The following is a 12,472-nucleotide window of genomic DNA, read 5'->3' as shown; positions in this document are numbered from 1 at the left end:
ACAATATAAAAAAAGCCGCTTTATAGCGGCTTTTTTATTTAAATCTTAAGAATTTTCAAAGTATCTGCATGATAATAAAATTGTTCCAGATACATGCGTGCACGCTCACGTAAATGCCGTTGAGAAACCATTTGCTGGATTACCGGGCAGAGCAGATGCTGCAATTCATTCTGAATTAGCGCTTCATCAATATTCAAATCACGTAATAACTGATCAAAAGTATGTTCCTGATTGCGGACATACCAGGTATGAATTCCGTCATGCACTTGCTGCTGCAGATAGTCTGTCTGACGTATATGATCCCAGATGTCATGCCCTAAGCCGACTGTCTGATTCAGGTCCTGCAGCTCAATATAATTCTTCAAGACCGATACTGGCATGTCCTTGATTTTATGCCAGAGATTGGCCTGAAAATGATAGAGTTTCTCGTCGTCAAAATGCTGGTTCAGTACATGCTCACTCATCTGGCTGAGCTTCAGAATGTTCTTTTGCAGATAACGTGCAATGGTGCTATCGAGGTTGGTATCGGTGACATTTTCCAGAACGGATTTGCCCATTTTCATAAAGCGGGAAACCCCGGGCACGCTTTTGGCAATCATGGAGTTATCCATATAATCCTGAATGGAATGCTGGATCAATTGGGTAATCATGGCGGAAAATGCCGGATTATTCACTATGGTTTTAATCAGACGCTGCCGATGGCCACTTTTACTGGCCACATACTGGGCGATTTTGTCTACGGTCAGTACTGGAATCAGATCGGCAATCGTGGTGGTATCATTGGCCGGATGCACCAGGGCAAAACGGATATGCTCGGCAATCTGTTCAATCAGAAAGCTGCTGGCGGCAGTACCCAGAATCTGTTTTTGTAAAAGCTGGTTGATCAGTTCACAACTCCACAGCTCTTTCAGCGTCTGTTTACGTAGCCACAAATAAAATGCATGAAACTCGCTTTGAATCGTTTCAGATTGAGAAAATGCCTGATCGAGAAAATCAAGTTGAGCATCGATCAACTGCTCAATCATCGGGTGTTTCTGCATAGCATCTCTGAAACTTAATTTAAAGGAATGAGTTTATCAGCAAGCGGGTTTTTTAGGGTCTGCGTCTTGGCCAGAAAAGGCAAATAATGTTGTGCAACCTGTTTTTCTGCTTCAAGAATCGGCATATGCCCGACATTATTTAAAATCACTGGCTTCTCGGCACGTTTCAGCAGGGCATGTAGCTCTTTGACTACTTCGACATTAATGATCCGATCCTGTCTGCCCCATAAAATCAAGGTGGGTGCTTCAACCGTACGCGTCAGGCGGGCAAAGGTTTCCGGTGTATAAATCCGGTTTAGCATCACCACCTGATCAATCGATTTGCTGGTTTGTTCAGCGCGTGAAATCAACAGTTTTTCCTGTGCATGCCGTAACTGATAAGGAATCACTGGCGGATTCTGCATCAGCTGTTTGGAAACATCTTGCAGATCACCGGGTTTGCTGACGATCAGGTCTTTTAAGGCTTGAGGATCTTTGGTATAGGGAGTATTCCCCATTTTGTAAAGACCAGCACTATTGATTAAAAACAGGCTTTGCGTATCGAAAGGGTACTGCGAGGCATAAACTGTGGCAATCGATCCACCCAGAGAGTGGCCGGCAATGTGTAAATTTTCGTCCACATTTAAGGTTTCAAGGAACAAACGCAGTTGAGAGGTCACATTGGGCACAGAAACATCAAAATTGTCCGGAACTTTGGTGTCGCCGTTGCTTGGCAGATCCGGAATAATGACATGATAATAGGGCGTCAGAAACTGGGCGACCCGGTTCCAGTTGTCGCGCGTGCCGGCCAGACCATGAATCAGTAGAATGGATGGTTTGTTCTTGGCACCGCCTTCGCTATAACTCCAGGTGACCTCGCCAATTTTGAGGGTCTTGGATTTGAGACCGGCAAGGCTGCGTTCTTGTAACAGATGCTGCTGCAAGACTTTGGCAGATGTTTCATTTTTCTGGCTAAACAGTATTTGAGCATGTGTCAGGCCCGGTAATGCTATGCTTAAGGCAACCACGGCTGAACAAATCATTTTCGAGCGCAATTTTATTATTTTCTTCATTGACCATTCCCCAAAACAAACCCAGTGAGCAAATTGCTCAATCAAAATACTTCCATGTTATAAATTTGCAATTTTCATTCAAATAAAAACATTATTCTTCATTCTATTTTAAATCAATCCTTGCGCTTGTCACCCATTAGTTTTTTGCTGGATTGCATTAAATGGCTAGAAAATGTGATGTATTGCGCATAAATTCTCTGCAGAAATGAAATTAGATAAATGCTAAAAATTTAATCAGCTAAGATTTTTTGCAAGTGACATTCAAAAAAACTGGCAGTAAGATATTCCCACTAAAAACATCGGTGATAGAAAAGAATGCTCACAGCTCAAGAAGCTTTAGAACGTCTTAGACAGGGTAACCAACGTTTTGTCAGTGGCGATACCACGCATCCAAAACAACTTAGCCACCAACAGCGCGCAGAAATGGCAGAGGATCAGAATCCGTTTGCGATTGTCTTGGGATGTTCAGATTCGCGCGTTCCAGCCGAAATGGTTTTTGATCAGGGTCTCGGCGATCTTTTTGTGATTCGTGTTGCAGGTAATATTGTTGCACCCTCACAGGTCGGCAGTGTTGAATTTGCCGCTGCACGTTATGATTGCGCGATTGTGGTGGTGTTAGGTCACAGTCACTGTGGTGCGATTAAAGCGACTATTGATACCTTGATGTGTCCAGATTGCCCCCCATCGGCAAACCTGATGTCGATTGTGAACCGCGTACGTCCTTCAGTTGAAACTTTAATGCAAACTGAACTGAAAAATGACTTGGCAAAATTGTCCAAGCATGCAGTACGTTCCAACGTATTTGCTTCGGTGAATCAGTTGCGTCACGGTTCAGCCGTTCTGGAAAACCTGATTGGACAAGGAAAACTAAAAGTCGTGGGTGCTGAATATTCACTGGAAACTGGTGAAGTGACATTCTTCGATTTCTAATCACGATTCATCTAAATATATTCTAAAATAAGTTAAAGGCGCTTTATAAAGCGCCTTTAATATATGGATAAGCATTATTTAACAGAATCGTCTGTGCTTTGGCATTTGGATGAATCAGATCCTTTTGTATCAGGGTTTTATTACCGGCGACACCTTGCATAAAGAAAGGCAATAATTTCACCTTATATTGCTGACTGACCACTTTATAATTATTTTCAAACGCCTTGCTATAGGCCTGCCCGTAATTAGGCGGTATCTTTATGCCAAATACAATGACCTTGGCCTTGGCTTTCTGGCTCTGCTGAATCAGGCTGGCTAAATTTTTTTGAATCATTTGTGGTGGTTGTCCACGTAAGCCATCATTGCCACCTAACTCAATCACCACAAGGTCTGGACGATGCGTCTGCAGCAATTTTGGCAGTCTGGCCAGTGCTCCGCTGGTGGTTTCACCGCTGACACTTGCATTGACCACTTTATGCTGTTTCGGATACTGTTGCTCTAAACGCTTTTGTAATAAATGTACCCAACCCTGCTGGGGCTGGATACCATAACCTGCACTTAAACTATCACCTAAAATCATAATCGTCTTTGCTGAAACCCCAAGAGGTAACAGGCACAGACTGAGCAAAAAAAAGTAAGGCAATAGCCGAGTTTTCTGATTAAGATCTTTCATATAGGACACGTATGATTCAAAGCAGCAACGATTCGACCATCATGCCACAGGCTATTATTTCTGCCCAGAAATTGACACAAAAGATACAACTTTCACAAAAACAACTCACCATTTTTGAGGATCTTGATCTGGATATTCAGGCCGGAGAACAAGTGGCTATTACCGGTCGTTCCGGTTCCGGAAAATCCACATTACTGGGTATTCTGGCGACACTGGATCAGGCAAGTTCAGGTCAGCTTCTGGTCTGTGGCGAATCAGTGTCTAACTTGAATGAAGAACAACGTGCGCTAGTACGTTTAAGAAATATCGGATTTGTCTTTCAGTCTTTTCAGCTCTTACCGCACCTGACTGCACTTGAAAATGTAATGCTGCCACTGCGCCTGCAGCCCGGCTTTAAATATGCAGAAGCTGAGCAAAAGGCGTTGGCATTACTACATAAGGTCGGTCTGGATCGACAGGCGCAGCAAACCCCAAAAGTATTGTCCGGGGGAGAACAGCAACGTGTGGCGATTGCACGCGCACTGGTCAGTGAACCAAAAATCATTTTTGCCGATGAACCTACGGGCAATCTCGATGGTGAAACGGCCAAAGAAATTGAACAATTGCTGTTTCAACTGAACCGGGAACTGGGGACGACTTTGGTGCTGGTCACGCATGACCGCAAACTGGCGCAGCAGTGTCAGCGACATTTTGAACTGCTGAATGGCGAGCTGATTGAACATCCGAGTGGAGGATGAAATGAATCCATTATTTCGTCCCTTACTGACGCAAAGCTTTAAAACCACCGGAATTTATCTGCTGATTATTGCCTTAACGCTGGCGATCAGTGCGACCACTGCACTCAAGTTTAGTAACGAGCAGATCCAAAATGCAGTCGCCTTGCAGGCAGCAGAAATGCTGGCCGGTGATCTGGTGCTTTCAGATAATGAGCCTTTGCCGAAGCAGTGGCGTGATCAGGCCAAGCAGCTGGATTTAAAGCAGTCAGAGGTCACTTTCTTTAGCAGTATGGCCTATACCGATGCGCAGTTTGTCATGGTCAATGTCAAAGCCATTGATCAGGCTTTTCCTTTGCGTGGCGAACTGCGGGTGCAACCGGCAAAAAAATCGATTCAGTCTGGTGAAATCTGGCTCAGTCCACGAGCCATGGATTTGCTCAAAGTCAAATTAGGGGATCAGCTCAATATTGCCGATGCAGCATTCAAAATCACCGCCAAGATTGAACAGGACTCCAATCAGGAGCTTGGATTTTCCGGTTTTTCGCCGACCGTGATTATCTCCCAGGCAGATGTCGCACGAACCAATGCCATTCAGGTGGGGAGCCGGATTGAATATCGCTTACTCATGGCTGGTCGTCCGGATGATACCCAACAATATGAAGCCTTATTCAAGCAGCAGGTCAAGTCAGCAAACGGCTCGGCTGAAACGCCAGCGGAAGTACAAGGACAGGAATTTGAGGAGCAAAGCAGTCTCAGGTTGCGCAATGCCAGTGAAAGCAATACCCGCTTAATGAAGCCGATTGCCAATCTGGATACTTTCCTGCAACTGGCCAATATTCTGACCATTCTATTATGCGGGATTGCCATAGCCTTAACCGCGCAGCGCTATGTGCAGCAGAATCAGGATCATATTGCCTTGATGCGTTGTATCGGTGCTACCAAGCAGCAGATTCTATCGGCTTATCTGGCTTTACTCGGGATGGTGCTGTTGATTGCCATGCTAATTGGCACCGTGGTCGGGATCAGTCTGGGTTATGGACTGTTGCAATTGATGTTGCAGCTGATTCCAAATTTGCAGATTGAATTTTCAGCCTTAGCAATGTTGCTCGGACCATTGCCGGTCGCGATGCTGACCAGTGCCGTGGTGCTATTCGGCTTTGTCATGCCAAGCTTATTGCAACTGCTGAATACCCCGCCAATTCGGGTCATTCGCCAGCAGGAAAAATCAGTACAATCCATGCTATGGATGCTGCTGACCGGAACGCTCAGCCTGATTATTTTTAGTGTGATTTTGACTGAAAACTTGCTGCTGACCGCCTGGGTGATTGGCGCGATTATTGTGTTATGTGCAGTGCTGTATCTGACGGTATGGGGGGTGTTGAAACTGCTACGTAATATGAAGCTGAATCTGTCAGCCTATGTACGCACACCTTCTCAGACCGCCTTGCAGATTACGGCTTTAGCCTTGGGCTTGAGCCTGATTACAGTCTTGGCAGTCTTGCGTACCGATCTGCTAGATCGTTGGCAGCAACAGTTACCGGAAGGTACGCCGAACCAGTTTGTTTATGGCTTACCGCCTTTTGATATGCCGGATCTCAAAGCCCAACTTGAGCAGAATGGCTGGAAAAGCACACCGCTATATCCAAATGTCCGTGGGCGTCTGGTCGCCAAAAATGATCAGCCATTTGCCGAAGAGTTGGTTAAAAGTAGCAATACTTTAAGACGTGAGCTGAATCTGACCCAGTCAAACCGCTATCCTCAGGATAATGTGATTGTCAGTGGTGACGCGGTATTAAAACAAGTCGGCACCGTATCGGTCGAAGCCAATACTGCTGAAGAGTTAGGGATCAAGATTGGAGATAAACTCAGTTTCAGCCTGCCGGAAGGGATACTGGAAGCTAAAGTCGTTAATCTAAGAACCGTCGAATGGGAAAGTTTTAGTCCCAACTTTTTCTTTATCTTTGCACCCAATACCATGGATGCCAATGCCGGCAGTTATCTGGGCAGTTTTTATGTCCCGGAGGTAGATAAGGGCAAACTGGTGTCTGTGATCCAGCAATTTTCCAACACGGTGTTTATTGATGTCAGCCTGATTCTGGAAGAGATCAAACGCATTGTGAATGTGCTAGTGCAAATCGTGACCATTCTGGCAGTACTGGTCAGCATTTCCGGTTTTCTGGTACTGATGGCCTGTCTGAACCTGTTGATGGATGAGCGCAAACGTGAAGTGGCTTTGCTTCGATCATTCGGTAGTTCCAAGCAGAAACTGAAAACCATGATGAGTCTGGAAATTGGTTTTATTGGGCTGTTTGCCGGAATAGTTTCCTGCCTGTTTGCCGAAGTGATCAGTGCGATTGCCAGTTATAAAATGGATTTAATGATTCAGCCGCATTGGGAAATCTGGATTATCTTGCCGATCTTTATGACCACTTTATGTGCGCTGATTGGCCGTTATCGCCTGAGTTATCTGTCAGAGATTCCACCCTTACAAAGCTTGCGTGAGATGAATCAATAAGATTCATCTCCGTGATTTTTAAACTGGCTGAGAGTTAAAGTTTTAGTTGCTGTTGCATCATTTCCAGAATCTCTTGCCACAGTGGGCGAATGGGTTCAATCAAGGCCAAGTTATGTTGATAAAGCAGCACACAAAGGCCGAAACCAATCAGCAAGGCAATCAGATTGAACAGGTGACTACGCTGCATTTTTTGACCGATGTACCATAACAAGGTGAGAAAAGCCCCCATCAGCATGCCGCCAATATGTGCGGCATTGTTGATTCCGCTGATCATAAAGCCCAGCGCGAGGTTTAGACCCATCACCATCACCAGGGTTTTTTTATCCAGGATAAAACGTTGCTGTGGCAGCATCGGCAATAAGGCCAGCACCGTCAGTGAAGCCCCGAGTCCCATCACGGCACCGGATGCGCCGGCACTGACCGCAGGCAATAAATCCGGATTGGCCACACCGCCTTCAATCAGGTTATAGCTGTCCTGAATGTTCATATAGCCACTGAGCAGGCTGCCCATTAATCCGGCACACACATACAGGCCAATAAAATACATCCGGCCAAACAGCTGTTCGGCAACACTACCAAAAATATACAAGGCCCACATATTCAACATCAGGTGAATCAGGCCAAAATGAAAAAACATGCTGCTAAACAAGCGCATGGGTTCCGCTAAGTAGGTTAAAGGTGCATAATCGGCACCCCAGAGAATAGCGTCTCGGGTACTCGGCTGGCTAACATCCATGCCATGCATGGCTTGCCAGCCAAATAATCCAACATTGATCCCGATTAAAATGGCGGTGATCCACCAGAGATGCATTTCAAGTTTGCGATGTTCGACAGGGGGAGAGTATTCAGACATGCTATTTTTTTGCTGTGATTGTATATTTCGAATAAGCTTAACACGAAAAATTAAATTTTCAGGAGTAACGCACTGACATGAAAGCCTTTCTGATCCGCACGATGCTCGTCATCGTCAGTGTGATTCTGCTGGTTCAATTGTGGATCTTTGCCAGTCTGGCCTGGTGGCGAACCAATCCGGTGAACACCACCATGATGATGCGGATTGATTACTGGACAGAACCTTCCAAAGCGATTCAGCATCAGTGGCGTCCCTATGACGAGATCAGCCTGAATCTGAAACGTGCCATCGTCACTGCGGAAGATGGAAAATTTATTCATCACCATGGTTTTGACTGGGACGGAATTCAAACTGCGCTGAATAAAAACAGAAATCAGGGCCGTGTAGTGGCCGGTGGTTCGACAATCTCCCAGCAATTGGCGAAAAACCTGTTCCTCGTCAACAAGCGTTCATTTGTGCGTAAAGGTCAGGAGGCGGTCGCGACCTGGATGATGGAACGCATGTGGTCGAAAGAACGGATTCTGGAAGTCTATTTAAACTCGATCGAGTTCGGAGACAATATTTACGGCGTTGAAGCAGCGGCCAAACATTATTTTGGTAAAACCGCGCAAAGCCTGACCCGGGATCAAGCCATCTTTCTGGCGACCATTCTCACCAATCCGAAATACTTCCAGGATCATCGCAATTCCTCTGCATTAAATGCTCGTAAGCGGATGATTCAGCGCTATATGCGTTATGCAGAATTACCTTAATTGATGATTTGAGGAGAAAGCCCAAATAATTGGGCTTTTTTTTATGAAATTGTCATCAATTTGAAGCATACTTGGAGCGATAAGCACAATTTTAAATCCGCATAGGTTTGATATGAATACGGCAGCCAGCACAACTTCAGCACAGCCTGAATATACATATAATGATCGTTATATTAATCGTGAACTGTCTATCCTAGACTTCCATTTACGTGTCCTGGAACAGGCTGTCGATCCTTTACATCCATTGCTCGAACGCATGAATTTCCTGTTGATTTTCTCGCGTAATCTGGATGAGTTTTTTGAAATCCGGGTCGCCGGGATGATGGAACAGCTGGATCTGGACAATGAAAGCCGGAGTCCGGATGGCTTGACTCCAAAGCAGGTTTTAGAACAGATTTCTAAAACAGCACATGCCGCCATTGAACGCCAGTACCGTATTTTAAATGAAGAAATTTTGCCAAAACTGCGTGAGGAAGATATTTGCTTCTTGCGCCGTGGTGAGCTGACTCCGGCACAATCTGCCTGGATTAAAAAATATTTTCAGGAGCAAGTGGCGCCGGTTCTCACACCGATCAGCCTGGACCCTGCGCATCCATTCCCACGGTTGGTGAATAAATCACTGAACTTTATTGTCACATTGGAAGGGAAAGATGCTTTTGGCCGTCAGATTGATCTGGCTGTGGTACCCGCACCGCGTTCACTGCCACGCGTGGTACGTTTACCGGATGAACTGACCGATGGAAAAGAACATCATGTGATGCTGTCGGCGATTATTCATGAGCATGTGTCTGATCTGTTCCCGGGGATGACGGCGACTGGCTGTTATCAGTTCCGTGTTACCCGAAATGCCGATTTAGCCTTGAATGAAGATGTTGAAGATCTAGCCAAGGCACTCAAAGGCGAACTCAGTTCACGCCGTTTTGGCCGCGCCGTGCGTCTGGAAGTGACAGAAAATTGTCCGCAGCATATTTATGAATATCTACTGAATGAATTTGATCTGGACGACGAGCAGCTTTATAAAGTCGCGGGCCCGGTCAATCTGGCACGTTTGCTATCTAACTTTAAACGTCCGCATTTACGTTATGACTCGCATACTCCCATCATTCCTAAAGTACTGAAAAAATCTGAAAATATTTTTAGTGCGATGCATAAACAGGATATTTTGCTGCATCATCCATTTGAATCTTTTGCGCCGGTGATTTCATTATTACGTGAAGCGGCACGCGATCCGCAAGTGCTGGCGATCAAGCAAACCTTGTACCGTAGTGGACCAGATTCTGAAATTGTGCAGGTGCTGGCTGAAGCTGCCCGTAATGGTAAGGAAGTCACGGCAGTGATTGAATTGCGTGCGCGTTTCGATGAGGAATCCAATATTGAAGTCGCCAATGTACTGCAAGAAGCGGGTGCGGTCGTGGTCTACGGCATTGTCGGTTACAAGACTCACGCCAAGATGATTCTGGTGGTGCGCCGGGAAAATAACAAATTGGTGCGCTATGTGCATCTGGGCACCGGTAATTATCATGCCGGCAATGCGCGAATCTATACCGATTATGGTCTGTTAACGACGGATAAAGATCTGTGTGAAGATGTGCATCGTATTTTCCAGGAACTGACCGGTATGGGGAAAATGGCCAAGCTGAAAAAGTTGCTGCATGCGCCGTTTACCTTACATGCCCAGTTACTGAACTATATCGATAATGAAATTGCCTATGCTCAGGCAGGGAAACCGGCGCAGATTATTGTCAAAGTCAATGCGCTGACCGAAATGCAATTGATTAACAAACTCTATGAAGCCTCTCAGGCCGGAGTACAGATTGACCTGATTATTCGGTCGATTTGCAGTTTGCGTCCGGGTTTGCCGGGTCTGTCGGAAAATATCCGGGTGCGTTCAATTGTCGGACGTTTCCTGGAACATACCCGCGTGTATTATTTCAGCAATAATGGAAATTCACGTATTTATTGTTCAAGTGCAGACTGGATGGATCGTAACCTGTTTAATCGGGTCGAGGCCTGTTTCCCGGTCGAAGATGAAGCCTTGAAAAAACGCATCTATCAACAAGGTCTGTTGAATTACCTGAAAGACAACCAGCAATCCTGGTTATTGCAAGGCGATGGTACCTGGCTGCGGGCACAGCCAAAAGAAGGTGAAAAACCGCATAATGCACAACGTATTCTGTTAGAGCTGTTTAAATAAGTTTAAGTATTTAAAGAGGCTGAATATTCAGCCTCTTTTTTATTTCGAACATACAATTGAACTGTTTAAGCTGAGTCTGATCAGTTTTCGATAGATGTGTTTGACCTGACTATACATCTGATAATCTTTCATCTGAAGCTAGTTTTGTCGTTCGGTTTGCGATTTATGCTGACTCATTACTTGTAATAACTGTAATTCAGCGAAGTTGAGACAGGCTTTAACGCTGGGCTGGTGCAGGAGATAGTCTGCCAATTCAGTATGAATGTAGGCTCCACCGCGCAAGACAGTTTTTAGACTATCAGCGAACTGGGGTAATGAATCATGATGCTGCATATAGCTATCTGCGCCGGACAGCAAGGCTGAATAGATCAGTGCTGTGGAATGAGTATTGAGTATGGCAATAACGGGCGTATCTAGGCTTTGCTGTTTCAGCGGACGGATCACACTGATCTCTGAAGTTGTTGCTGCATGATAAAGAATCAGATTAGGCAGATGTTCAGTAATCATGGATTGTGCGGACAGCATATTGTCCGCATACAGCAGCATATCTGGCTGATAGCCGAGTTGCTGTAGCACGGTCTGGATTTTTGACAGGTCGAGTCCAGTCGGTGAACGAATCACTAAAACCGGTGCAGGCAAAAGGCTAGCCAATAAAACGCGATCCTGTAGATGCGATAGAGAGCTATACTGTGAATCAGGCAGATGCAAATGCCTATCCCAAAGAATAGTGATTTAGCTGAAATGTAGAGATTCTAAGTTTCTAGGCGGACTGGATGCATTCAATTCAAGATATAAAAAAGGAGCAACATGTGCTCCTTTTTATTATCTATAGATCAGGCAGCATCGTGCTGAGTGATTTTCTGGAAAATCTGTAATAGCACATCAAACTCGCTTTGCAGCGGTGTGCTTTTACGGGTTACCAATGCCAGGGTACGACTTGGGGCTGAATCGATCGCTTTTACCTGAATCTCAGGATTGCCTTTAATCATATTGGTATGGATCGCAATTTCAGGCAGCAGGGTAAAGCCCAGATTTGCAGACACCATTTCGATTAAAGTCGGCAGTGAGCTGGCTTTTAAACGGTGATCATTTTTACGCTCACCAATCGGGCAGGCACTCAAGGCATGATCACGCAGGCAATGACCTTCTTCAAGTAACATCAGGCGAGACAGATCCAGATCTTCTAAAGAGTTTGCTTGTGCAGCATGCTGATCAGATTTTTGGTAAACCAGATACAGATTTTCTTTGGCAATTTCAGCAACTTTCAGACCGCGGGTATCGAAAGGCAATGCCAAAGCCACCATATCCAGGTTGCCATGTTCCAGCTTTTCTACAATCTTTTCACTTTGCGCTTCATGCAGATGCAACTGGATTTTTGGTAATTGCTTATGTACTTCATCCAGAAGCTGGGACAATAGGAAAGGTGCAATTGTTGGAATGACGCCGAGATGTAGATCACCGGTTAGGGGTTCACTCATCTCACGACTTAAACGCATTAGGTCCTGAGCATCGGCCAGTAGAACACGTGCGCGTGCAACCACTTGTTCACCAAGAGGCGTTAAACGAACATTCTGGCGGTCGCGTTCAACAAGTACGCCACCGAGTAAACGCTCCAGCTCCATGATGCCGCCAGACAAGGTAGACTGGGTGACAAAGGAGCGGCGAGCAGCTTCTGTAAAATGTAGCGTCTCTGACAGTGTTACGAGGTATGACAGCTGTCTTAGGGATGGTAATGCAGCCATAGTGT

Annotated in this window: 10 protein-coding genes and 1 pseudogene; 5 read left to right on the top strand and 6 right to left on the bottom strand. The window is 45.6% G+C overall.

All coding sequences use genetic code 11. The annotated features are described in order from the left end of the window. Positions 1 to 38: 38 nt before the first annotated feature. Positions 39 to 1,040, bottom strand: coding sequence for a hypothetical protein (locus Q9R21_RS02440; protein ID WP_311203646.1), 1,002 nt, complete (start codon positions 1,038 to 1,040; stop codon positions 39 to 41). A 14-nt stretch (positions 1,041 to 1,054) separates the two neighbouring features. Continuing rightward, complete coding sequence (locus tag Q9R21_RS02435; RefSeq protein ID WP_311203645.1) at positions 1,055 to 2,092, bottom strand: alpha/beta hydrolase; 1,038 nt, start codon at positions 2,090 to 2,092, stop codon at positions 1,055 to 1,057. A gap of 315 nt (positions 2,093 to 2,407) precedes the next feature. Between Q9R21_RS02435 and Q9R21_RS02430 the strand changes: the two genes are divergently transcribed. Beyond that, positions 2,408 to 3,022 carry a carbonic anhydrase gene (locus Q9R21_RS02430; protein WP_004646264.1) on the top strand — a complete coding sequence of 205 codons (615 nt, stop codon included), beginning with the start codon at positions 2,408 to 2,410 and terminating at the stop codon, positions 3,020 to 3,022. 43 nt (positions 3,023 to 3,065) lie between these two features. On the opposite strand, the gene Q9R21_RS02425 is transcribed toward Q9R21_RS02430, so the two are convergent. Further along, entirely contained in the window at positions 3,066 to 3,695 is a 630-nt protein-coding gene (locus Q9R21_RS02425; RefSeq protein WP_311203644.1) for an arylesterase, read from the bottom strand. An 11-nt stretch (positions 3,696 to 3,706) separates the two neighbouring features. Between Q9R21_RS02425 and Q9R21_RS02420 the strand changes: the two genes are divergently transcribed. Both Q9R21_RS02420 and Q9R21_RS02415 read left to right on the top strand, forming a co-directional pair. Continuing rightward, entirely contained in the window at positions 3,707 to 4,432 is a 726-nt protein-coding gene (locus Q9R21_RS02420) for an ABC transporter ATP-binding protein (RefSeq protein WP_253138157.1), read from the top strand. Between the two features lies 1 nt (position 4,433). Beyond that, complete coding sequence (locus Q9R21_RS02415) at positions 4,434 to 6,926, top strand: FtsX-like permease family protein (RefSeq protein ID WP_311203643.1); 2,493 nt, start codon at positions 4,434 to 4,436, stop codon at positions 6,924 to 6,926. 34 nt (positions 6,927 to 6,960) lie between these two features. Here the strand turns inward: Q9R21_RS02415 and Q9R21_RS02410 are convergent, their stop codons facing one another. Continuing rightward, on the bottom strand, positions 6,961 to 7,779 hold the full coding sequence (locus Q9R21_RS02410) for a rhomboid family intramembrane serine protease (RefSeq protein ID WP_004730296.1): 819 nt from the start codon (positions 7,777 to 7,779) through the stop codon (positions 6,961 to 6,963). A 77-nt stretch (positions 7,780 to 7,856) separates the two neighbouring features. Here Q9R21_RS02410 and mtgA point away from each other — a divergent pair, with 77 nt between their 5' ends. After that, positions 7,857 to 8,531 (top strand): monofunctional biosynthetic peptidoglycan transglycosylase, encoded by a 675-nt coding sequence (gene mtgA / locus Q9R21_RS02405; RefSeq protein WP_253172528.1) that lies wholly within the window; start codon positions 7,857 to 7,859, stop codon positions 8,529 to 8,531. 112 nt (positions 8,532 to 8,643) lie between these two features. Further along, the gene (ppk1, locus tag Q9R21_RS02400) at positions 8,644 to 10,725 is read left to right on the top strand and encodes a polyphosphate kinase 1 (protein ID WP_311203642.1); all 2,082 of its coding nucleotides are present in this window, start codon (positions 8,644 to 8,646) and stop codon (positions 10,723 to 10,725) included. Positions 10,726 to 10,764: 39 nt separating this feature from the next. Here ppk1 and Q9R21_RS02395 read toward each other — a convergent pair. Together Q9R21_RS02395 and oxyR are read right to left on the bottom strand one after the other, a co-directional pair. Continuing rightward, positions 10,765 to 11,376 (bottom strand): annotated as a pseudogene (locus Q9R21_RS02395) (DNA-binding response regulator). A gap of 182 nt (positions 11,377 to 11,558) precedes the next feature. Further along, a complete protein-coding gene (oxyR, locus tag Q9R21_RS02390) occupies positions 11,559 to 12,467 on the bottom strand; it encodes a LysR family transcriptional regulator OxyR (protein ID WP_004279412.1) in 909 nt (302 codons plus the stop codon). Between the last annotated feature and the right edge of the window lie 5 nt (positions 12,468 to 12,472).

Origin of the sequence: Acinetobacter sp. RG5 (assembly GCF_031844265.1) — a bacterium.
In the GTDB taxonomy this organism is placed as follows: domain Bacteria; phylum Pseudomonadota; class Gammaproteobacteria; order Pseudomonadales; family Moraxellaceae; genus Acinetobacter.
This window is presented reverse-complemented; position numbering and strand designations above follow the sequence as displayed.

What these genes read in the sequence shown, in the direction of transcription:
- Q9R21_RS02440 (WP_311203646.1), bottom strand. Translation starts at nt 1,040, where the DNA reads ATGCAGAAACACCCGATGATTGAGCAGTTGATCGATGCTCAACTTGAT.
- Q9R21_RS02435 (WP_311203645.1), bottom strand. Translation starts at nt 2,092, where the DNA reads ATGAAGAAAATAATAAAATTGCGCTCGAAAATGATTTGTTCAGCCGTG.
- Q9R21_RS02430 (WP_004646264.1), top strand. Translation starts at nt 2,408, where the DNA reads ATGCTCACAGCTCAAGAAGCTTTAGAACGTCTTAGACAGGGTAACCAA.
- Q9R21_RS02425 (WP_311203644.1), bottom strand. Translation starts at nt 3,695, where the DNA reads ATGAAAGATCTTAATCAGAAAACTCGGCTATTGCCTTACTTTTTTTTG.
- Q9R21_RS02420 (WP_253138157.1), top strand. Translation starts at nt 3,707, where the DNA reads ATGATTCAAAGCAGCAACGATTCGACCATCATGCCACAGGCTATTATT.
- Q9R21_RS02415 (WP_311203643.1), top strand. Translation starts at nt 4,434, where the DNA reads ATGAATCCATTATTTCGTCCCTTACTGACGCAAAGCTTTAAAACCACC.
- Q9R21_RS02410 (WP_004730296.1), bottom strand. Translation starts at nt 7,779, where the DNA reads ATGTCTGAATACTCTCCCCCTGTCGAACATCGCAAACTTGAAATGCAT.
- mtgA (WP_253172528.1), top strand. Translation starts at nt 7,857, where the DNA reads ATGAAAGCCTTTCTGATCCGCACGATGCTCGTCATCGTCAGTGTGATT.
- ppk1 (WP_311203642.1), top strand. Translation starts at nt 8,644, where the DNA reads ATGAATACGGCAGCCAGCACAACTTCAGCACAGCCTGAATATACATAT.
- oxyR (WP_004279412.1), bottom strand. Translation starts at nt 12,467, where the DNA reads ATGGCTGCATTACCATCCCTAAGACAGCTGTCATACCTCGTAACACTG.